This is a genomic window from Butyricicoccus sp., from assembly GCF_050872565.1.
Lineage (GTDB): Bacteria > Bacillota > Clostridia > Oscillospirales > Butyricicoccaceae > Butyricicoccus_A.
Genome location: NZ_JBNMHC010000006.1, coordinates 1 through 20,618 on the forward strand (window position 1 = coordinate 1; position 20,618 = coordinate 20,618).

The following is a 20,618-nucleotide window of genomic DNA, read 5'->3' on the forward strand; positions in this document are numbered from 1 at the left end:
ACCTGTGAGCCGAAATATGAAGAGGATTCTCGTCTCTATCATAAGAACTAAATCGAATATAGACAGAAAAAAATCGTGAGTGATATTCACTCACGATTTTTTTGTTGATAGCATACGAATGATGACATTTCCTGCATGTTGGACGTCAGAGGCGACCTGCAAGGCTTCTGCTAATTCAAGGAGAGGAAATTCATGCGTAATAATAGATTCCAGATTCCATTTTTTACACGCCATGATTTTTTGCACATCGTTGACATCCTCCGGCATATATCCGCCGGAGCCGATAATGCTCTTTTGCAGATTTCTTTTACGGTAATGTAAGCAAAATCTTTTTCATCTAACAGTGTGAGAAAGGCTTCGTCCATGCGGGCTGCCGTATGGAAATATTTGCTCTCTGATTTATTCATGGTTTTGGAAGCTCCTATTTTAGTATATCAGACGATCGAGAGAAACAGAATGACACAGAACATAAAATCTGTCCAGTTCAGATTTAGTAAGAAATTATGAGGGAATCGAGCGTTCTTTGCGCCGCATATCCTGCATTTCTCTGCGGATCATAAAAACGCTGACAACGGCGGCTACGCCATCCGCAATAGGACCGGAGTATAAAATGCCATCCATGCCGAAAAATAGCGGCAAAATCAAAATGAGCGGCAAGAGAAAGAGAATCTGTCGCGTCATCGACAAGAATAAGCCTTTAATAGGCTGTCCAATTGCTGTAAAGAAGGTCGAAGAAATCGGCTGTAAGCAATTGAGGAAGGTGCAGAAGAAGAAAACGCGGAAATACGAAATGGCGAATGCAAAATACAAGGCATCGCCGGAACCAAACAGAGAAGTAATCTGTCGCGGAAACAGCTGAAAGACAATAAACGATGCGATAGAAATAACAAAACCACACTGCACAGCGAGGCGATATACCTTGCGGACACGAGCATACTGCTGTGCACCGTAGTTGAAGCTGGCAATTGGCTGGACGGACTGAGACAGACCAATGATAACAGAGAAAAAGATCTGATTGACTTTCGTAATGATACCAGCACACGCCAGCGGGATTTCTTCACCATATATGGACATGGCGCCGTAATGCGTCAAGGATTTGTTCAAGGCGATTTGTACGACGGTCATAGCAATCTGATTGAAGCTCTGTGCGGCACCCAGCGCGGCAACGCGGCATACATAGTCCTTACGAGGGCGAAAGTGTTGGCGCGTGAGATGCACGGTTTTATAATGCATCAGATAGCGAATGGCCAAGATGGCAGATACGATTTGACCGATAATGGTGGCCAGAGCAGCACCTGCCATGCCCCAATCTAAGCCGAAAATAAAGATCGGGTCTAAGATTAAGTTGATGATGGCACCGACCAGATTGCATGTCATGGTAAAGCGTGGACTGCCGTCAGCGCGAATCAAATGTCCGCCGCCGGTAGCCAAAATCAAAAACGGAAAGCCAAAAGATGTAATGGCAGTATATGTTCTTGCATAGCCCAAAATATCCTCTGTTGAGCCGAAGAATCGCAGCATGGGTGTCAGAAACAGATGGGCGACAAGGCAGAGAACGACACCGCAGATGACGAGCATAGAAATGGCATTGCCGACATAAAAGGCGGCACGTTTGCTGTCGCCTTCGCCCATTGTCAAATTAAAGGCAGAAGCGCCGCCGATGCCAAACATCAGTGCAATGGCAATACAAATAGTTGTGAGCGGGAATGCCACGTTTGTCGCAGCGTTGCCGAGCGCACCGATGCTCCAGCCGATAAAGACCTGATCGACAATATTGTACAGCGCACTGACCAACATGGCAATGATGCTGGGAACGGCAAAGGTACGCAGCAGCTTGCTGATTTTTTCTGTTTTGAGTGGATTGGATTGAACGGCTTCCATGAAAGACCTCCTATTGTGTTATCAAGAAAAATGCACTGCCATATTCGACAGTGCATGTGACAGCATAGGCGATGCTGTCAATTTTTTTGTTTTACTGCGTTCTGAACGATTGGCGTGACAAACCAGCCGACACAAAATCCAAGAATCGCGCCTGCTAACACATCAGTTGGATAGTGCAGATACAAATACAGGCGGGAGAAGGAGATGAGAACAGCGAGCACATACGCCGCGATGCCTGCCTTTTGATTGTTGCGGAACAGTGCCGTTGCCGCAGCAAACGAAGAAGACGTATGACCGGATGGAAAAGAGGATGTAGTCGGCAATGCAATGAGCATGTCGGCGATTGGCTGCTCGACAAATGGCCGCGTGCGGTTGAACAGATGCTTGAGCAGTCCTTCGCCGAGTGCAAGATTGACAAGCAGACAAATGACCATGCAAATGCCTGCGGTTCGCGTTTTCTTTCTGCACAGCAGAACAAGCGAGAGAACAATCCAAATGAAACCAGCATTGTTCAGCTGCGATAGAACGGGAAAGATTCCGTCTAAGATGCCGCAGCGCAGATGCTGCTGAATGGCGGACAATATAGACAGATCAAAAGCGGTTAGTGCTTGCAGCATATGCAATACCTCAAGCGAACAGATGCGCCAGACCAACGACACCGCGCGAAGCGACTGTCATGATAATACCGGCGGTGAAAATGCCGAGCAGAATGGCTGGAAATGCTTTTTTCGGCGGAACATCCAGCAGGGAAGCGATGACGGAACCCGACCATGCGCCGGTGCCCGGCAGCGGAATGCCGACAAACAGCCACAAACCAACAAAGGCAACCTTCTGAATGGTATCGGACTTGCTCAGCAGGTGCTTTTCGTACCAATGGGTCAGGCGAGACAGCATCGGCAGGGTCTTCATCCAAGCAATCAGCTTCTTGCCGAAGATTAAGATGAACGGGATCGGCAGGATGTTGCCAACGATGCTGAGTAGCAGGACATTGAGCCAAGGCAAGCCAAAGGCTGTGCCGACGATGACGGAGCCGCGCAGCTCAATCAGCGGAATCATGGAAACGATAAACACCGCACCATATGCACTGATGTGCGCAGCGAGAAAACTAAATACCGTATTAATCATGTGTAAACTCCTTGTATAGAATATAAAATATAGTATACCACAAATGTACACCGGAAACCGTACATAAATTGAAAAATATACATGGCGCAAACAGAAAATTTTGTGTGCAACATCATGAAAACATCACGAAAAAAACAGAAGCTGGACGCGTGCGCGGTTGCAAGATGCGTGGGGTTGTGATACAATCATCTATATGCATATTCTTTTGTTTAACAGAAGCTGCGAAATTAAAATTCATTGACAGGAGCGTTTATGATGGAATATAAAATTGCTGACCATATTGCGGCGATGAAGCCGTCTGCTATTCGTGAGATCTTTAAAGTTTTGGTTGACCCGGAAGTCATTGCACTTTCTGCCGGTTCTCCGGATTCCAGTGCATATCCGGTAAAGGAAATGGCAGAAGTAGGCGATGAAATCTTTGCAAATGAATTTGTCACCACACTGGGATACGGCACGACAGAGGGCTATACCCCGCTGCGCGAGCAGACCAAGAAGCGTTTGCGTGAGAAATATCAGACAGGTACAGATGACGATGATGTCATCATTACCACTGGCGGCCAGCAGACAATCAGCCTGTTTACACAGACCATGATTAACAAGGGCGATGTCGTTGTATGCGAAGAGCCGAGCTTTATCGGTGCCCTCAATGCATTCCGCAGCTTTGGCGCACAGCTCAAGGGTGTACCGATGGACGATGACGGTATGCGTATGGATCTGCTGGAGCAGGTTCTGTCTACGACAGACAATGTCAAGTTTATTTATGTCATTCCGACCTTCCAGAATCCGTCTGGCCGTACTATGACGCTGGAGCGCCGCAAGCAGCTGTTGGAACTGGCAAAGAAGTATGATGTGCTGATTCTGGAAGACAACCCGTACTTTGAGCTGCGCTATGAGGGCGAGCCGGTAGCAACCATCAAGTCGATGGATACTGAGGGCCGCGTTGTATATGCAGGTTCCTATTCTAAGGTTCTGTCTCCTGGTATGCGTATTGGTTTCTGCTTGGCAAACAAGGAAATCATCAACCGTATGGTTGTCTGCAAGCAGGTCAGCGATGTACATACTAATATGTACTTCCAGATGCTGGTATCTAAATATCTGGACAAGTATGATTTGGATGCACACATCAAGGAAATCTGTGAACTGCACAAGATCAAGCGCGATGCAATGCTCAAGGCATTGGAGAAATATGTTGATCCGCGCGTAACCTTTACGCATCCGAACGGCGGTCTGTTCATTTGGGGCGAGCTGCCGGAAGGCTATGACGGATTTAAGCTGTGCCAGGAAATCACCAAGAAGAAGGTTGCCTGCGTACCGGGCAATGCCTTCCTGACCGATGAAAACGGCGTATCCAACGGCTTCCGTCTGAACTTCTCCATGCCGAGTCTGGAGAACATTGAAATCGCTTGCCAGCGCATTGGCGAAACGGTTGCAGAGTTTCTCAAGTAAAAGAAACCGCTGTATTTTGAGGTAAATAACTATATGGATGAAGTATATCAGGTTGTGCTGAAGATCTTGGTGGCATTTTTTGTAACGGGCATTTTGTCCTTTGCGTTGACGCCGCCGGTCAAACGGCTTGCACACCGCATCGGTGCCATTGATGTGCCGAAGGATGCACGCCGAATGCACAAAAAACCGATTCCGCGTCTGGGTGGTCTGGCGATTTATATCAGCTTTGTTATTGTCAGTTTGGTGCTCGGACAGTGGAACATGCAGAATTTCACCATTCTGATCGGTTCGGCAATCATCGTTGTTCTGGGTATCTTTGATGACAGAAACGCGCTGAGTGCCAAGTTTAAGTTCGGCATTCAGCTGATTGCAGCGGCAATTCCAGTTATATTCGGCAATCTGCGCATTGAGCTGATTACCAATCCGAATCTGTTCAGCGGAGAACTCTATGTAAAGTTCGGCGCGCTGGCTATTCCGATTACGATTATTTGGATTGTTGCCATTACCAATGCCGTCAATCTGATTGACGGCTTAGATGGTCTGGCTGTTGGTGTTTCTGCCATTGCGTGCATGACCATGCTGGCAGTATCTCTGCTCATTGGAGAAGTGCCGATTGCCATTTTGCTGGCAGTGCTGGCGGGTGCTTGCGTGGGATTTATGCCGTTCAACTTGAATCCGGCGAGCATTTTTATGGGAGATACCGGCTCGACCTTCTTGGGCTTTATGCTGGCAACCCTGTCTATTCAGGGCATGTTTAAGGTCTATGCGATTATCTCGTTTGCTGTTCCGTTCTTAATTTTGGGTCTGCCTATCTTCGACACAGCGTTTGCGTTTACCCGCCGCATTCTGTCCGGCCGCAGTCCGTTTTCTCCGGATCGCGGACATGTGCATCACAGACTGATTGATATGGGATTTAATCAGAAGCAGACGGTTGCGATTCTGTATATCATTTCGACGATTCTGGGCTTACTCGCTGTTGTGTTGACGACATCCGGTGAGTATCGTGCGATTATCATGGTGCTGGTTGTCTTGATTACCTGCGTGATTGGCGGCGGCATTTATCTGTCTGCGGAGCGCAGAAAGATGAAGATGCACGAAAAAAAGCTGCATGAACTCAATCAGCAGGAGAGCGAACGGGAACAGCAGAACGCGGAGCGGAAGCAGGATACCGATCAACCATCGTGATCGCGGAGGATTTTTTGACAATGAAGACAATAAAAGTAATGACAGTCTTCGGCACGCGGCCGGAGGCGATTAAAATGGCTCCATTGGTACATGAACTGGAGCGAACAGAAGGCGTACAGTCGATTGTGTGCGTTACGGCGCAGCATCGAGAGATGCTGGATCAGGTCATGGATATTTTTCACTTGAAAGCAGACTATGATTTGGACATCATGCAGCCGCGCCAGACATTGGCAACCATCACGACAAAATCGCTTGTCGGATTAGATGAAGTGCTGGATGAAGCAAAGCCGGACATCGTTTTGGTGCACGGTGATACATCGACGACATTTGCCGGTGCACTCGCCGCTTTCTATCATAAGATTCCTGTGGGACATGTAGAAGCAGGTCTGCGCACCTTTGATAAGTACTCTCCATTCCCGGAAGAGATGAACCGTAAGCTGACCGGACAGATTGCCGAGCTGCATTTTGCACCGACAGAGCGCAATCGCAAGAATCTGGCAGCAGAGGGCATCACAAAGGGTGTTATCGTGTGCGGCAACACGGTTGTTGATGCCATTCATTCGACCGTGAATTCGGATTTTGTATTCCGTGATGATACATTGAATCATTTGGATTATCAGAACCGCCGTGTGATTCTTGTCACTGCGCACCGCCGTGAAAACTATGGCGAAGCGATGGAGAATATCATGCGTGCACTGCGCCGGTTGGCAGATGATTTTGAGGATATTGACATTGTCTATCCAGTTCATCTCAGCCCGTATGTGCGCGAGACCGCAGCAAAGTATCTGTCTGGCCATGAGCGCATTCATCTGATTGAACCGCTGGCTGTCGATGAGATGCACAATCTGATGGGACGCAGCTATTTGGTTCTGACAGATTCCGGTGGATTGCAGGAAGAGGCACCGAGCCTTGGCAAACCGGTTCTTGTTCTGCGCCGAGAGACAGAGCGTCCGGAGGCAATCGAAGCTGGCACGGTTCGTCTGGCTGGTGTAGACGAAGATACCATTTATTCGATGGCTTGCACGCTGCTCCGCGATGAAAGCGAATATCATCAGATGGCACATGCGGTAAATCCGTATGGCGATGGTCAAACTTCTCGCCGCATCGTGCACATGATTCGTCACTATTTCGGTCAGCTGCCGGATATGCCGGATGAATTTCGTCCGTAATAGGAGAACATTAAATGGATGAAAAAACACAAGCACAGGGAGAAAAGTCTCCAAAGCGCAAGCATATTGGTCTAATTGTCTTTCTTTGCGCTGTGCTTTTGGCAATCATTATCGCTGTATGCCTGACAGGACGGCCGGGCAATGCCATCACGCTGCCGACAGGCAGTGCGGATGTAGCTGCTGTCAAGGAACAGACGAGCTATCAGCTCAAGGACACCAATATCACGGTGGATAATGTACAGCAGGTCATTGCGAGCATGAAACGGCCGAGTTCCTATAGTGCGTCTGTGACAAACACGCTGTATTGGAGTGGAAGCTGGCAGAAAATCAATGCCACAACCTATGTACGCGACGGTATTTCCGTCACAGAATATAAAAATACACAGGGAACAGCGAATCACTATATAGCGATTCGAGACAATCTGTATTATGCGTGGAGAAATGGCAGTACGACACAGTACACTGCATCGACCGGTTCGATTTCGGCTGATGATACCAGCATGATTCCGACATATGAGACCGTGGTGTCTGCCGATAAACAGTCGATCACCGCAGCGGGACAGCGAACTATCAACGGAGAAGCGTGTATTTATGTCACCGTACAGGCGGACAATGGATATAGCTTGACGTATTGGGTGTCTACCGTCAGCGGCTTGCTGATTCAGGCGGACTATACAAAGGATGGCGACCTCGTGCGCAGCGTTGTTTTGGAGAATATTCAGAGCAAGACACCGGATGACGCGTGGTTCCAGCTGCCGGACGGAACGAACTTACTGGAGACAGAATCAGCCAATGGCTGATGAATGACAGAAAAAAGGACGGAATGCAGCGATGCGCCGTCCTTTTTGATGAGATGAAGAGGTTGTACATGCAGAGTATATGGAGTGAACAGGGACAATTGCCTGTGCAGGCGCAGCGCATTCGGCGCGATGTTTTTATGCTGGAACAGGGATTTTGTGATGAATTTGATGATTTAGATAAGAAAAGCTGGCATGTTTTGCTGCAAACGGATGAAAAAATCATTGGTACTGCGCGCATGTTCTGGGAGCAGAATCATGTGATGCATGTCGGCCGTGTAGCCGTTTGTAAAGATGCCAGAGGCGGTGGAAACGGTGCGCGTATTTTACAGGCGTGCTGTGAAAAAGCAAAGGCACTGGGTGCCAATCGAGTGATTCTCGGTGCACAGTGCCGCGCAGTAGAATTTTATAAAAAGAGCGGATTTACGCCTTACGGCGAAATTTTCGATGATGAAGGCTGTCCGCACCAGATGATGGAGAAAAAATTATGAGTTTTTTGGATATTTCTGAAGAGATTCGCCAGCTTGGCGCAGATGCCGAGAAGGCAGTTCGCCCGTATTTTGAGGCGATTGATGAAATCAGTGAGTACAATACCGAAAAGGTTTTGGCGGCGTTTGCAAAAAATCGTGTCGCAGAGGCAATGTTTGCCGGCACGACAGGCTACGGCTATGATGATAAGGGCCGTGACACGCTGGATCAGATCTATGCTGATATTTTCGGCACAGAAGCAGCACTCGTGCGCATTGGTTTTGTCAATGGCACCCATGCGCTGTGCTGTGCGATGTATTCCGCAGTGAAGACCGGCGATGTCGTGCTGTCTGCAACCGGTCCGGCATATGACACGCTGATGAACACCATTACCGGTGATATGGCGGGCAGCATGAAGCAGTACGGTATTGGATACCGTCAGGTCGAGATGAAAAACGGCTTGCCGGATGTGCCTGCTATTGCAGAGGCGGCAAAGGCGCAAGATGTCAAGCTTGTATTCATTCAGCGAAGCAAGGGCTATGGTGTGCGTGAATCGCTGTCCTGTGAGCAGATCGGAGAGGTTTGTCAGGCCGTTCGTGCGGTCAATCCGAACGCAGTTATCATGGTAGACAACTGCTATGGTGAATTTGTTGAGAAACTGGAACCGACGCAGGTTGGCGCGGACATTATCGCCGGTTCGTTGATTAAAAATCCGGGCGGCGGATTGGCGCCGACCGGCGGCTATATTGCAGGCAGAAAAGATCTGGTTGAGAATGCTTCGTTCCGTTTGACTGCACCGGGCATTGGCGCAGAGTGCGGCTGTACCATGGGACAAAATCGTCTGCTGTATCAGGGCCTGTTTATGGCACCGCATACGACGGCGCAGGCGGTCAAGACTGCGGTATTTGGCGCACAGGTCATGCAGATGATGGGTTTTGAAGTGCATCCGCTGCCGGAAGAACCGCGTCATGACATCATTCAGACGATTGCGTTTGGCAAGCCGGAACCGCTGTGCCGCTTCTGTGAGGGCATTCAGGCGGGTGCACCGGTGGATTCTTTTGTCACGCCGGTTCCGTGGGACATGCCGGGGTATCAGGATCAGGTTATCATGGCTGCCGGTGCGTTTGTTCAGGGTGCTTCGATTGAACTCTCTGCTGATGCGCCGATGCGTGAGCCGTATGTTTGCTACATGCAGGGCGGCTTGACCTATGCATCCGGTAAAATGGGTGTTTTGCTGGCTGCACAGCGCATTCATGCCGCTGGATATGGAAAGTAATGGGACAAATCAGCAAAACCTGTCAAACGAATAGGGAATTTCTTGTGAATTTGCGCAAAATGTGGTACACTAATTCATATATAACCTGCTATGGAGGTGCACATGCTGATACTGGGAATTGATCCGGGCTATGCCACGGTGGGATATGGACTGGTACAGCATGAACGCGGGAAATTTACCCATATTCGCCATGGCGCGATTACCACGCAGCCGCATGTCCCGATGCATTTACGGCTAAAGGAAATCCACGAGGATATGCTGACATTGCTGGACACCTTTCATCCAGATGCGGTTTCCGTGGAGGAACTGTTCTTTAATACGAATATTACCACGGGCATTCAGGTTGCCCATGCGCGCGGTGTTATTTTATTGGCGTGTGCCGAGCGCGGCATCACACCGGCAGAATATACGCCATCGCAGGTCAAACAATCGGTTGTCGGCTACGGCAGGGCGGAAAAACGACAGGTCATGGAGATGACCAAAACGATGCTGCATTTGCCGCGAATGCCGCGGCCGGATGATGCGGCGGATGCTTTGGCTCTGGCGATCTGCCATGCCCATGCGGAAGGCTCTCAGCTCGTGCGGCAGCGATTGCAGCGATTTGAAGTGGATGCAGGACAAGGCGGCACGGGAAAGCGGTAAGCGCATACGGAAAGGAAACACACTTTGTTTTATTATGTAGAAGGAACCGTTGCTCTGATTGAAAAAGAGCTGGCTGTGATTGACTGCGGCGGTGTCGGCTATGCTTGCCACACCTCGCAGAACACCTGTGCATCGATCCGCATGGGAGAGAAGGCCAGATTATATACCTATCTCAGCATTCGAGAGAATGCCTGCGATTTGTATGGCTTTGCCGAACAGGAAGAACTGAACTGTTTTAAACTGCTGCTCGGTGTATCCGGTGTCGGCCCCAAAGCGGCACTTGCCATTTTAGGTATTGCTCCGCCGAGTCAATTGGCGTTGTCCATTATCACGGAAGATGCCAAGTTCTTGACGCAGGCACCGGGCATCGGAAAAAAGATTGCTCAGCGCATTTGTTTGGAATTGAAAGACAAGCTGGCAAAGGAACAGGGCAGCTTGCCGACAGGCGGCGGTTTGGTTATGACATCGAAAGCTGGTGCTGGTGCCGTTGATGCGGTCAGCGAAGCCGTTTCTGCCCTTGTCGTGCTGGGATATTCGCAGGCAGAAGCCTTGCGGGCCATGGAGGGTATCCAGACAGACGGCACGGCAACATCAGAAGAACTCATTCGCGCTTGCTTGAAAAAGTTGGCGGCGCAGTAATCGAGGATAGATTCTATGAGTATTGAATTTGATGAAGAATTTTCCGAGCGCATTGTTTCTACCGATTCGACACCGGCGGATGACGGAGAATTTTCTCTCCGTCCAAAGTCGATGGAGGAATACATTGGTCAGAGCAAAGCAAAGGAAAATTTGGCTGTCTTTATTGAGGCGGCAAAACGGCGAGGAGAACCGCTGGATCATGTTTTGCTGTACGGTCCGCCAGGACTTGGCAAGACAACGCTGGCGAATATCATCGCCAATGAGATGGGCGTCAATATTCGCGTGACCAGCGGCCCGGCGATTGAAAAGGCGGGCGATTTGGCGGCGCTGTTGACCAATCTCAGCGAAAATGATATTTTGTTTATTGATGAGATCCATCGCTTAGACCGCAGTGTAGAGGAAATTCTGTATCCGGCGATGGAGGATTTTGCCTTAGACATTATCATCGGCAAGGGACCGTCGGCACGTTCCATTCGGTTGGATTTGCCGCATTTCACCCTAATCGGCGCGACAACGCGCGCCGGACAGATGACTTCGCCGCTGCGTGATCGATTTGGCGTGATGCTTCGATTGGAGCTGTATACGCCGGAAGAGTTGCAGCAGATTGTTGCGCGTTCCGCAAAGATTTTGCAAGTCGAAGCAGAACCCGAAGGAACGTATGAAATTGCACGTCGTTCTCGCGGCACACCGCGTATTGCCAATCGAATGCTGCGCCGCGTGCGAGATTTTGCTGAGGTTCGGTTCAATGGCGTGATTACACGCGAAGCAGCAGACACTGCGCTGCGGGCACTGGAAGTCGATGAGTTGGGACTGGACGCGATAGATCGCCGTATGCTGCGCAGTATTATGACAACATTCGGCGGCGGACCGGTCGGCTTGGAGACCCTGGCGGCAACGATTGGCGAGGAAGCCGTCACGCTGGAAGACGTGTATGAGCCATATCTAATGCAGATTGGCTTTTTGAACCGCACGCCGCGCGGCCGCTGCGTCACGGCACTGGCATATGACCACATGGCAATTCAGCCGAATATGCCGGCTGTGCCGGAACAAATGCGGCTGGATGAAAATCCCAATAGCAAATGACATGGTGTGCCGCATAGATTGAGGCACAAGATTTTATCTGATAGTAGAGGAGTATGGATTGTATGGGCAAGTATTTTGGAACAGATGGCATCCGTGGTGTTGTCAATGTAGAACTGGACGCACATTTGGCATTTAAAGTAGGTCGTGCCGTTGCATATGCATTGTCTCAGCAGACCAAACACCGCACCAAGATTTTGATCGGCAAAGATACACGTATCTCGTCCGATATGCTGGAAGCAGCACTGGTTGCAGGTATTTGTTCTTCTGGCGCAGATGTTGAGTCTCTGGGTGTGATTCCGACTCCGGCAGTGGCACATCTGACCATCAAGCACAAGGCGGATGCAGGCATTGTGATTTCTGCTTCGCACAACCCGTATGAGCACAATGGCATCAAAATTTTTGCCGGAAGCGGCTACAAGCTTTCCGATGAACTGGAAGCACGGATTGAGGAGTACATTGACCATGTAGACGATCTGCCGAAGGCAACACATGAGGCAATTGGCCGCGTGCTGCCGCTCAGCATTGATCCGGTAGAAGAATATACCGATTATCTGGCAGAGACCATTCAGGGTGACTTGTCCGGTCTGCGTGTTGCAGTAGACTGTGCAAACGGCGCTTCTTCGGCAACCGCTTCGACTCTGTTCCGCAAGCTCAAGCTGGATGCTGCCATCCGTTATTATGAGCCGGATGGCGTGAACATCAATGCCCATTGCGGTTCGACTCATCTGGAAGCCTTGCAGAAGATGGTCAAAGACGGCGGCTATGATGTCGGTGTCGCATTTGACGGTGACGCAGATCGTTGCCTGGTTGTCGATGACAAGGGCGAGATTCTGGATGGTGACCGCATCATGGCGGTCTGCGCGGTAGAACTGAAGCGTCAGAACAAGCTGCGCGGCAATGCGTTTGTTGCGACGATTCTGTCCAACATGGGTCTGCACGCATATGCAAAGGAACACGGCATCAGCATCGAGTGCTCGAATGTCGGTGACCGCTATGTGCTGGAAAAGATGCTCGACAAGGGCTATATTCTCGGCGGTGAGCAGTCCGGTCATGTCATTTTCTTGGAATATGCGACGACTGGCGACGGTGAGCTGACGGCCATTCAGTTCCTCAAGATGCTCAAGGACAGCGGCAAGCGCGCTTCTGAAATTGCCGCAGAAGTTGTTCCGTGGCCGCAGATTATGATTAATGTCAAGGTGCCGACGGCAATGAAGTATGCGATTTCGGATCGTCAGGAAGTGCAGGACGCCATTGAAAAAGAAAAGCAGGGTCTCGGCGAGGGCCGTATTCTGGTTCGTCCGTCCGGCACAGAACCGTTGGTTCGTGTCATGGTTGAAGGCAAGGATAAGGATGCTGTATATAAGGCGGCAGAAGCTGTTGCCGGTGTGATTGAATCTATCCTGTAATAAAGAAAGAGAACAGCGGTCTGGTTGGACGCCGTACGGCAGAAGACCAGACCGACTTTGTGTTTTACGCAAGAAAACATAGATAAAAGCAAAAGTAAATTTTGATACTTGTTGATGGAAATGCACAAAGATTCGTTGACATTTTTTAAACGATAGGGTATAATGAGTAACAATATGATGTATGGCAAAGAGTCTTTGAAAGAAAAAGCAGATGCAGATGAAAGCTTGTGCCGGTTGGCACAGCAAGGAGATCGCACAGCGGAAGAACAGCTGGTCGTCCGGTATTTTGGCTTGGTGAAAGCTTGTGCCAGACCGTATTTTCTTGCGGGCGGCGACGGAGAAGATCTGATTCAAGAAGGAATGCTGGGACTGCTCAAAGCGGTCAGAGGCTATGAGGCGGAACGCGGTGTTCCGTTTGAGGCGTTTGCACGCATGTGCGTGACGCGTCGGGTATACAGTGCCGTGAGTGCAGCGGCAGCAGATAAGCATGAACCGCTCAACCGCTCGGAAGACCTTGCCAAAACCCCTCTGTTTGACGAACATTCCAAAGCGGTGCACTCTGCCGCAGATCCGGTAAATCTGGTCATTGACAGAGAAGAGCACCGCGAACGGCAGGAAAAACTTAAGGATTCCTTGTCTGCGTTTGAAGCTAGGGTTCTTGCATTGTATTTGGATGGCAGTTCCTATGAGGAAATGGCGTCTGAAATGGGAAAACCGGTGAAATCCGTAGATAATGCGATCCAACGCATTCGCCGCAAAGCAGCGGCTTTGTTTCCGGAGGAACATCGGTAAATCGTATCGAAGAGAGAGGAAAAATCATGTATCAGGACAAGACAATTGTATGTAAGGACTGCGGTCAGGAGTTTATTTTCTCCGCAGGAGAGCAGGAGTTTTATGCAGAACGCGGCTTCCAGAACGAGCCGCAGCGCTGCAAGAGCTGCCGGGACAAGAGAAAAAACAGCAGCCGTCCGGCGCGGGAATACTTCATCGCGACCTGTGCCGCTTGCGGCGGCGAAGCTCGCGTACCGTTCCAGCCGAAGAGCGACCGACCGGTATATTGCAGCGAGTGCTTTGCAAAAATGCAGGCGAAAGATTGATTTTGTGAAAATCACAGAACACCCGCGGGATCTGCGGGTGTTCTTTTGTGCGATTCTATCAAATTGTTGCTGGATGTATTGAAAAAACAAAAAAGAGACAGTATAATACAAATGGAATTCATTTAAAAATACAGGAGGTCATTCCTATGGCTAAGGTTACCAAGAGCACCACAATCGGTGAGGTTCTGGCTCGTGATATTAATACCGCTCAGTTCTTTATCAATATCGGAATGCATTGTCTGGGCTGCCCGCATTCTCAGGGTGAGAGCATTGAAGAGGCATGCATGGTACACGGTACAGATGCAGACGAGCTGGTAGAAGAGATCAACAACTACTTCCAGAGCATCGGCTAATTTTTTTGCCGAAGAACGAAACAACAAAGGGAGCCGATACGATATGTGTCGGCTCTTTTTTCTACAGAAAGGAATGCTATGCAGGAAAATCGTATGCATTTGACGCCGCGCCTGCGCACCATCATGCAGCAGGTGCCGGAGGGCGCAAAGCTGGCAGACATTGGAACAGACCATGCTCTGATTCCGACGGCATTGCTGCGCCGCGGCGTAATTCAACAAGCGATTGCATCGGATTTGCGCGAAGGTCCGCTGGACAGTGCGGCTCGCACAGCAAAACAGTTTTGCGTAGAGGATCGGCTTTCTCTGCGATTGGGCGGCGGAATGCAAACCATCCAGCCGGAGGAAGCAGATACCATTGTGATTGCAGGTATGGGCGGAGAAACCATTGCACAGATTTTGACAGATGATCCGTGGGCATTGGATGGAAATCATTTGCTGCTGCTGCAGGCAATGACCGCACAGCCGTATCTGCGGCAGTATCTCGCTGCACATGGCGGCATCATTCAAAAGGAATCGCTGTGCCGAGAAGGCCAGAGAATCTATACGGTCATGACCGTGATTGGCGGCGGCAAACCGGAGCAGAAAAGTCTTGCAGCGTGCTGTATTTCCGATGCCCTGCTTCAGGACGCTATGGCGGCGGATTACATGCAAAAGTTGCTGGATCGCGAGCAGAACATTGCTCATTCGCTGGAGACAGCGAAACATCAGAAGCCGGAAGAACTACAGATGCATAAAGAGATGATTGCTGTGCTTTCGCAGGCATTGCAATCGCTAGGAAAGGAAGAAGCACAATGATTCAGGTAAAACAGATTTTACACTGTTTGGAACAGGCAGCGCCTTATGATTTGGCAGAGCATTGGGACAATGTCGGATTGTTGGTCGGTGATCCGGAGGCAGAGGTTGAAGGTGTCTTGTGTGCACTGGATATTACAGAGACCGTCGTTGAAGAAGCCGCAGAGCGTGGATGCAACTTGATTGTCGCACATCATCCGGTCATTTTTACATCGGTCAATCGCGTGACTGCCGATACTGTGACCGGACGCATTGTTATTTCTATGATTCAGAAGGGCATTTCTGGCATTTGTATGCACACCAATATGGATTGTGCCGCTGCCGGTGTCAATGATTTGCTCGCCGCTTCGCTGGGACTGACGGATGTTATCAATATGGGTGCCGGAGAAGGCGGAAATCTGGGTCGTGTTGGCAATTTGCCGCGCCCGATGACGCTGGAACAATTCGCACAGCATGTCAAGCTGTCGCTGGATGCCGGTGGTGTTCGTGTGGCAGACGGTGGAAAGATGGTGCAGCGCGTGGCAGTTGGCGGCGGTGCTTGCGGCAAACTGATGGATGCAGCGGTTGCCAAGGGAGCTGATACGTTTGTAATCGGTGATTGCAGCTATGATATTATGATGCGGGCACATGATATTGGACTGAATTTGCTGGATGCTGGCCATTTCCCGACAGAGAATCCTGTTGCACGAGGATTCCGCGATCTGATTGCCGAGCATTTCCCGGATGTTTCTGTCCACGTTTCTCAGCAGCATAAAGATTGTATTACGTTTTATTGAGTGACGAGACCAAAGAAAAAGAACCGCGGCATGTGCTGCGGTTCTTGTGGTATTAGCGTAAAAACAAACGAATCAGGCGGGTATATAGCTTGTGATAGGGTTGGTAGCGCATAGGCAGATCCAACCAAGTCTTTTTGTCTACGATGCTCTTGCTGTGAGAAAAGGTCTGAAATCCTGTTTTTCCATGATAGGCACCCATACCGCTGGCGCCGACACCGCCAAAACCCATATGCGGTGTTGCCAGATGAATGATTGTATCGTTGATGCATCCACCGCCAAACAAGCAGGTTTCTGTTATGTGTCGAATGGTTCGTTTATTTTCTGAGAAAATATAGAGTGCTAATGGATGCGGATGGGCGTTGATTGCCGTGAGCGCTTCATCTATCGTATGATAGGTTAAAATGGGGAGGACAGGACCGAATATCTCCTCCTGCATCACGGGATCGTCCCACGTGACTTCGGTTAAAATAGTTGGACTGATTTGCCGCTGTTCCGGTTTGCATTTGCCGCCGTATACCAGCTTGTTTCGGTCAATCAAGCGGGAAATTCGTTCCATATGCTTCTTGTTGATAATTTTTCCGTATTTGGGATTACTCAGAGCGTCTGCGCCAAACTGACGACGGATTTCTCGCATCAATGCTTTGACTAAATCGTCTCGAATGCGCGCGTCACAATAAATATAATCCGGCGCAACACAGGTTTGTCCGCAATTGAGGAATTTGCCGAAGACGATACGCCGTGCTGCAAGATTGATTTTTGCGGTACTGTCTACAATCACCGGACTTTTGCCGCCAAGCTCCAAGGTGCACGGTGTCAGGCGCTCTGCCGCATGGCGCAGAACCTCTTTGCCAACCGTTTGACTGCCGGTAAAGAAAATATGGTCAAACGATTCATCGAGTAGATGTCGATTTTCTTCTCTGCCGCCAGTGACAACAGCGACATAATGTGGCGCAAAGCATTCGGACAAAATTGTCTGAATGACCTCACTGGTGCAGGGAGAATACGCACTGGGTTTGACAATAGCTGTATTTCCAGCGGAAAGTGCGTCGATAAGCGGATCAATCGTCAACAAAAACGGATAATTCCATGGACTCATGATAAGGACAACGCCAAGCGGAGATGATTTGGTATAACTGCGCGATACGCATTGCGCCAGTGGCGTGCAGACACGCTGTTCTTTGGCGTAGTGACTTGTATGACGGAGCATAAAGGATAATTCATCGAGAACCATGCCAATTTCACAGAGATAGCTTTCTTCCGAGCTTTTGCCGAGATCTTGGTATAATGCCTGCAAAATATCCGATTCATGCCGCAAAATGGCAGCTTTGAGACGGCGTAAAGCGTCTAAACGGATACTGACCGGCAAAGTGGCGCCGCTGGCAAAGTATGTGCGCTGGGCAGAAACGATTTTATGAATCTCTTCCGGTTTCATGAACATCCCTCCGTTTCAACTTGCTTTGATGATAGCACAAGTTATTCTCTGCGTCAAACAAATCCAAAATGGGATCGCTTGACATGATGTTATGTGGTCAAGTATAATTTGATAAGAAAAAAGATTACGAATAGAGGAGTAAGAATATGCCTTTAGATGCTGTGTGCCTTCTGGCGACGGTGCGGGAAATCAACGCACGAACGGTCGAAGGACGCATTGATAAAATTTATCAGCCGGAACGCGATGAGATTGTCTTGTCGATTCGACTGATGCGCGGCGGCGTCAAGCTGCTGTTGTCTGCTGGTGCAGGCTCTCCGCGTATGCACTTTATTGAAAAAGGACGAGAAAATCCATCCGCACCACCGATGTTTTGTATGCTGCTGCGTAAGCACTTGCAGGGCGCAAAGATTGTCTCGGTGACTTCGCCGGATATGGAACGTATGGCGATCATCACTTGTGATACAGTCGATGAGATGGGCGTTCCGAGCAAGAAATATTTGGCTGTCGAACTGATGGGCAAATATTCCAACATCATTTTATATGATGCGGACGGACGCATTCTCGATGCGCTCAAGCGTGTCGATGGAGATACCTCCGGCAAACGACAGGTTTTACCCGGTTTGTTCTATCGAATGCCGCCACCGCAGGACAAATTGAATCTGTTGGAGGTTTCACAGGCGGGCGTTGCCGCGGCAATCCGCGCAGCGGATGAAGAAACCGGCGTAGATCGCTGGCTGCTCAATCATTTCAAGGGCTTGTCTCCGCTGCTTTGCCGAGAACTTGCCTGCCGCGCTTGCGGGGAAACCGAAAAGCCGATGCACGATTTGACGGACAGCGAGCGCAGCAGTCTTGCCGATGTTTTGGCGGATTTTGTCCAGATGATTGAAGAGAATCGTCTGAAGCCGTATTTGCTTACCAAGAGCACGGACGGAACGGTCTTTGATTTTACCGTTATGCCGGTCAAGCAGTACGGCGACTTGATGGAAAATACGCAGGCAGACAGCTTTTCGCAGATGCTTGCAGAGTTTTATGAAAAGAAGAGCAACACAGAACGAATCCGGCATCATGCAGCAAATATGACGCACACGCTGCAAAATGCACGTGATCGAATGCGGCGCAAACTGGCGGCGCAGCGCAAGGAGTTATCAGATTCACAGAATCGAGACAAATTCAAGCGGCGCGGTGATTTGATTACGGCAAATTTATATCAGATTGAGCCGGGTTCTCGCAAAGTCAAAGTCATTGACTATTATGATCCGGCGTGTCCGGAAGTAGAGCTGAATCTAGATGTGCGCTTGACGCCGCAGCAAAATGCCCAGAGACAGTTTAAGCTGTACGCCAAGGCAAAAAATGCGGAAGAACACCTGACACAGCAAATCGCACAGGGCGAGCAGGAGCTGCAATATTTAGACAGCGTGCTGGAAGCTATTACGGAAGCGGAAAATCTGACGGATTTGGCACAGATTCATGAAGAGCTGGTTAAGACAGGCTATCTGTCTGCCAAGCAGGACAAGAAGAAACGCCGCAATGCCAAACCGGTGCAGGGCAAGCCGTTCCACTATAAGACAACCGACGGATTTGATGTTTTTGCTGGCAAAAACAACACACAAAATGACTTGTTAACGCTCAAGACCGCATTTAAGCGGGATATGTGGTTCCATACACAGAAAATCCATGGCTCTCATGTCATTTTGGTTTGTGACGGGCGGGAGCCGACCAATGAAGCGATGACGGAAGCGGCCGAAATTGCGGCATGGCATTCGCAGGCGAGAGGCTCTGCACAGATTCCGGTGGATTATTCGCAGGTGCGCAATATCAAGAAGCCGAATGGTGCCAAGCCGGGCATGGTGATTTATCATGTCTATCAAACAGCATACGTCACACCGGATGAGAAAAAAATCGAAAAACTGCGTGTGGAATGAGAAAAGTGCTTGTTGTTTTCGCTCAAGTGTGTCATAATAAATAATAATATATGAAATTCACAAAAAGGAGTCGTGCAGATGCAAAAGCAAGAGCTTGTTGTAATTCTTGACTTTGGCGGACAGTACAATCAGTTGATTGCCCGCAGAGTAAGAGAATGTAATGTATACTGCGAGATTAAGCCGTATACGACCCCGTTGGAAGAGATTAAAGCGCTGAATCCGAAGGGCATTATCTTTACCGGCGGTCCGAACTCTGTCTTTGATATGAGTTCTCCGCATTATACCAAGGAAATTCTGGAGATTGGTGTGCCGATCCTCGGTATTTGCTATGGCTGTCAGCTCATCGCATGGATGGGTGAAGGCGAAGTAAAGACCGCGCCGGTTTCCGAGTACGGCAAGATTGAATTGCAGGTGACTGATCCGACATCCGCTTTGTTTAAGGATGTACCGGAGAACTCTGTCGTATGGATGAGCCATACAGACTATATTTCCAATCCGCCGGCAGGCTATCAGATTGTCGGCAAGACCAATGACTGCCCGTGTGCTGCGATGCAGAACACCGAAAAGAAAATTTATGCCGTACAGTTCCATCCGGAAGTAACCCATTCCGAATACGGCAAGCAGATTTTGCGCAACTTCTTGTATGAAGTGTGCGAGTGCGCTGGCGATTGGGTGATGGACAACTTCATTGAGAACACCGTCGCTGCCCTGCGTGAGAAGATCGGCGACAAGAAGGTTATTCTTGGTCTTTCCGGCGGCGTAGACAGCTCGGTTGCTGCTGGTTTGCTGTCTCGTGCGGTTGGCAAGCAGCTGACTTGTGTCTTTGTCGATCAGGGTCTGATGCGTAAGGACGAAGGCGACTTTGTCGAGCAGACCTTTACAACCATGTTTGACATGAACTTTGTCCGTGTCAACTGTGGCGATCTGTTCATGTCTAAGCTCAAGGGCGTGACCGATCCGGAAGAAAAGCGTAAGATTATTGGTACCGAGTTCTATAAGGTATTCTGGAACGAAATTCGTGGACAGGCAGAGGATGGATTCTTCGCACAGGGCACGATTTATCCGGATCGCATTGAATCCGGCAAGGGCAAGAGCAACGGCAAGGCAAACACTGCTGTTATCAAGACCC

22 protein-coding genes are annotated in these 20,618 nt (G+C 49.6%); 17 read left to right on the forward strand and 5 right to left on the reverse strand.

Features of this window, described 5'->3' with window-relative positions:
- Positions 1-170: 170 nt before the first annotated feature.
- The 4 genes from ACR0P9_RS00810 to ACR0P9_RS00825 all read right to left on the reverse strand — a co-directional run bounded on the left by ACR0P9_RS00810 (position 171) and on the right by ACR0P9_RS00825 (position 3,006).
- Positions 171-407: a hypothetical protein gene (locus ACR0P9_RS00810; RefSeq protein ID WP_432616948.1), complete on the reverse strand. Its 237-nt coding sequence runs from the start codon at positions 405-407 to the stop codon at positions 171-173.
- Positions 408-501: 94 nt separating this feature from the next.
- Entirely contained in the window at positions 502-1,881 is a 1,380-nt protein-coding gene (locus ACR0P9_RS00815) for an MATE family efflux transporter (protein ID WP_432616949.1), read from the reverse strand.
- Positions 1,882-1,958: 77 nt separating this feature from the next.
- On the reverse strand, positions 1,959-2,498 hold the full coding sequence (locus ACR0P9_RS00820) for a phosphatase PAP2 family protein (protein WP_432616950.1): 540 nt from the start codon (positions 2,496-2,498) through the stop codon (positions 1,959-1,961).
- A 10-nt stretch (positions 2,499-2,508) separates the two neighbouring features.
- The gene (locus ACR0P9_RS00825) at positions 2,509-3,006 is read right to left on the reverse strand and encodes a COG2426 family protein (RefSeq protein ID WP_432616951.1); all 498 of its coding nucleotides are present in this window, start codon (positions 3,004-3,006) and stop codon (positions 2,509-2,511) included.
- 252 nt (positions 3,007-3,258) lie between these two features.
- Here ACR0P9_RS00825 and ACR0P9_RS00830 point away from each other — a divergent pair, with 252 nt between their 5' ends.
- The 15 genes from ACR0P9_RS00830 to ACR0P9_RS00900 all read left to right on the forward strand — a co-directional run bounded on the left by ACR0P9_RS00830 (position 3,259) and on the right by ACR0P9_RS00900 (position 16,135).
- Positions 3,259-4,452: a PLP-dependent aminotransferase family protein gene (locus tag ACR0P9_RS00830; RefSeq protein WP_432616952.1), complete on the forward strand. Its 1,194-nt coding sequence runs from the start codon at positions 3,259-3,261 to the stop codon at positions 4,450-4,452.
- A 33-nt stretch (positions 4,453-4,485) separates the two neighbouring features.
- Entirely contained in the window at positions 4,486-5,637 is a 1,152-nt protein-coding gene (locus ACR0P9_RS00835) for an MraY family glycosyltransferase (protein ID WP_432616953.1), read from the forward strand.
- Between the two features lie 20 nt (positions 5,638-5,657).
- Positions 5,658-6,806, forward strand: a complete 1,149-nt coding sequence (gene wecB, locus ACR0P9_RS00840; protein WP_432616954.1) for a non-hydrolyzing UDP-N-acetylglucosamine 2-epimerase — start codon at positions 5,658-5,660, stop codon at positions 6,804-6,806.
- Positions 6,807-6,820: 14 nt separating this feature from the next.
- Positions 6,821-7,606: a hypothetical protein gene (locus ACR0P9_RS00845; protein ID WP_432616955.1), complete on the forward strand. Its 786-nt coding sequence runs from the start codon at positions 6,821-6,823 to the stop codon at positions 7,604-7,606.
- A 68-nt stretch (positions 7,607-7,674) separates the two neighbouring features.
- The gene (locus ACR0P9_RS00850) at positions 7,675-8,094 is read left to right on the forward strand and encodes a GNAT family N-acetyltransferase (protein WP_432616956.1); all 420 of its coding nucleotides are present in this window, start codon (positions 7,675-7,677) and stop codon (positions 8,092-8,094) included.
- Positions 8,091-9,347 (forward strand): aminotransferase class I/II-fold pyridoxal phosphate-dependent enzyme, encoded by a 1,257-nt coding sequence (locus ACR0P9_RS00855; protein WP_432616957.1) that lies wholly within the window; start codon positions 8,091-8,093, stop codon positions 9,345-9,347. The genes ACR0P9_RS00850 and ACR0P9_RS00855 overlap by 4 nt, the downstream gene beginning before the upstream one ends.
- Before the next feature lie 102 nt (positions 9,348-9,449).
- Positions 9,450-9,989, forward strand: coding sequence for a crossover junction endodeoxyribonuclease RuvC (gene ruvC, locus ACR0P9_RS00860; RefSeq protein ID WP_432616958.1), 540 nt, complete (start codon positions 9,450-9,452; stop codon positions 9,987-9,989).
- A gap of 24 nt (positions 9,990-10,013) precedes the next feature.
- Positions 10,014-10,628 carry a Holliday junction branch migration protein RuvA gene (ruvA, locus tag ACR0P9_RS00865; protein ID WP_432616959.1) on the forward strand — a complete coding sequence of 205 codons (615 nt, stop codon included), beginning with the start codon at positions 10,014-10,016 and terminating at the stop codon, positions 10,626-10,628.
- 15 nt (positions 10,629-10,643) lie between these two features.
- The gene (gene ruvB / locus ACR0P9_RS00870) at positions 10,644-11,711 is read left to right on the forward strand and encodes a Holliday junction branch migration DNA helicase RuvB (RefSeq protein ID WP_432616960.1); all 1,068 of its coding nucleotides are present in this window, start codon (positions 10,644-10,646) and stop codon (positions 11,709-11,711) included.
- 62 nt (positions 11,712-11,773) lie between these two features.
- Positions 11,774-13,117 carry a phosphoglucosamine mutase gene (gene glmM / locus ACR0P9_RS00875; RefSeq protein ID WP_432616961.1) on the forward strand — a complete coding sequence of 448 codons (1,344 nt, stop codon included), beginning with the start codon at positions 11,774-11,776 and terminating at the stop codon, positions 13,115-13,117.
- 174 nt (positions 13,118-13,291) lie between these two features.
- A complete protein-coding gene (locus ACR0P9_RS00880; protein WP_432616962.1) occupies positions 13,292-13,909 on the forward strand; it encodes a sigma-70 family RNA polymerase sigma factor in 618 nt (205 codons plus the stop codon).
- A gap of 26 nt (positions 13,910-13,935) precedes the next feature.
- On the forward strand, positions 13,936-14,214 hold the full coding sequence (locus ACR0P9_RS00885; protein ID WP_432616963.1) for a zinc-ribbon domain containing protein: 279 nt from the start codon (positions 13,936-13,938) through the stop codon (positions 14,212-14,214).
- 146 nt (positions 14,215-14,360) lie between these two features.
- Entirely contained in the window at positions 14,361-14,567 is a 207-nt protein-coding gene (locus ACR0P9_RS00890; RefSeq protein ID WP_432616964.1) for a DUF1858 domain-containing protein, read from the forward strand.
- A gap of 78 nt (positions 14,568-14,645) precedes the next feature.
- Entirely contained in the window at positions 14,646-15,362 is a 717-nt protein-coding gene (locus tag ACR0P9_RS00895; protein ID WP_432616965.1) for a class I SAM-dependent methyltransferase, read from the forward strand.
- Positions 15,359-16,135 (forward strand): Nif3-like dinuclear metal center hexameric protein, encoded by a 777-nt coding sequence (locus tag ACR0P9_RS00900; protein ID WP_432616966.1) that lies wholly within the window; start codon positions 15,359-15,361, stop codon positions 16,133-16,135. The genes ACR0P9_RS00895 and ACR0P9_RS00900 overlap by 4 nt, the downstream gene beginning before the upstream one ends.
- 52 nt (positions 16,136-16,187) lie before the next feature.
- Here the strand turns inward: ACR0P9_RS00900 and ACR0P9_RS00905 are convergent, their stop codons facing one another.
- On the reverse strand, positions 16,188-17,567 hold the full coding sequence (locus ACR0P9_RS00905; protein ID WP_432616967.1) for an aldehyde dehydrogenase: 1,380 nt from the start codon (positions 17,565-17,567) through the stop codon (positions 16,188-16,190).
- A gap of 146 nt (positions 17,568-17,713) precedes the next feature.
- Between ACR0P9_RS00905 and ACR0P9_RS00910 the strand changes: the two genes are divergently transcribed.
- Together ACR0P9_RS00910 and guaA are read left to right on the forward strand one after the other, a co-directional pair.
- The gene (locus ACR0P9_RS00910; protein ID WP_432616968.1) at positions 17,714-19,489 is read left to right on the forward strand and encodes an Rqc2 family fibronectin-binding protein; all 1,776 of its coding nucleotides are present in this window, start codon (positions 17,714-17,716) and stop codon (positions 19,487-19,489) included.
- 78 nt (positions 19,490-19,567) lie between these two features.
- Positions 19,568-20,618, forward strand: a 1,051-nt coding sequence (gene guaA, locus ACR0P9_RS00915) for a glutamine-hydrolyzing GMP synthase (RefSeq protein ID WP_432616969.1), incomplete at its 3' end; no start/stop codon positions are given.

Coding starts and splice junctions, on each gene's coding strand:
- ACR0P9_RS00810 (WP_432616948.1), bottom strand. CDS start 407: ATGAATAAATCAGAGAGCAAATATTTCCATACGGCAGCCCGCATGGAC.
- ACR0P9_RS00815 (WP_432616949.1), bottom strand. CDS start 1,881: ATGGAAGCCGTTCAATCCAATCCACTCAAAACAGAAAAAATCAGCAAG.
- ACR0P9_RS00820 (WP_432616950.1), bottom strand. CDS start 2,498: ATGCTGCAAGCACTAACCGCTTTTGATCTGTCTATATTGTCCGCCATT.
- ACR0P9_RS00825 (WP_432616951.1), bottom strand. CDS start 3,006: ATGATTAATACGGTATTTAGTTTTCTCGCTGCGCACATCAGTGCATAT.
- ACR0P9_RS00830 (WP_432616952.1), top strand. CDS start 3,259: ATGATGGAATATAAAATTGCTGACCATATTGCGGCGATGAAGCCGTCT.
- ACR0P9_RS00835 (WP_432616953.1), top strand. CDS start 4,486: ATGGATGAAGTATATCAGGTTGTGCTGAAGATCTTGGTGGCATTTTTT.
- wecB (WP_432616954.1), top strand. CDS start 5,658: ATGAAGACAATAAAAGTAATGACAGTCTTCGGCACGCGGCCGGAGGCG.
- ACR0P9_RS00845 (WP_432616955.1), top strand. CDS start 6,821: ATGGATGAAAAAACACAAGCACAGGGAGAAAAGTCTCCAAAGCGCAAG.
- ACR0P9_RS00850 (WP_432616956.1), top strand. CDS start 7,675: ATGCAGAGTATATGGAGTGAACAGGGACAATTGCCTGTGCAGGCGCAG.
- ACR0P9_RS00855 (WP_432616957.1), top strand. CDS start 8,091: ATGAGTTTTTTGGATATTTCTGAAGAGATTCGCCAGCTTGGCGCAGAT.
- ruvC (WP_432616958.1), top strand. CDS start 9,450: ATGCTGATACTGGGAATTGATCCGGGCTATGCCACGGTGGGATATGGA.
- ruvB (WP_432616960.1), top strand. CDS start 10,644: ATGAGTATTGAATTTGATGAAGAATTTTCCGAGCGCATTGTTTCTACC.
- glmM (WP_432616961.1), top strand. CDS start 11,774: ATGGGCAAGTATTTTGGAACAGATGGCATCCGTGGTGTTGTCAATGTA.
- ACR0P9_RS00880 (WP_432616962.1), top strand. CDS start 13,292: ATGATGTATGGCAAAGAGTCTTTGAAAGAAAAAGCAGATGCAGATGAA.
- ACR0P9_RS00885 (WP_432616963.1), top strand. CDS start 13,936: ATGTATCAGGACAAGACAATTGTATGTAAGGACTGCGGTCAGGAGTTT.
- ACR0P9_RS00890 (WP_432616964.1), top strand. CDS start 14,361: ATGGCTAAGGTTACCAAGAGCACCACAATCGGTGAGGTTCTGGCTCGT.
- ACR0P9_RS00895 (WP_432616965.1), top strand. CDS start 14,646: ATGCAGGAAAATCGTATGCATTTGACGCCGCGCCTGCGCACCATCATG.
- ACR0P9_RS00900 (WP_432616966.1), top strand. CDS start 15,359: ATGATTCAGGTAAAACAGATTTTACACTGTTTGGAACAGGCAGCGCCT.
- ACR0P9_RS00905 (WP_432616967.1), bottom strand. CDS start 17,567: ATGAAACCGGAAGAGATTCATAAAATCGTTTCTGCCCAGCGCACATAC.
- ACR0P9_RS00910 (WP_432616968.1), top strand. CDS start 17,714: ATGCCTTTAGATGCTGTGTGCCTTCTGGCGACGGTGCGGGAAATCAAC.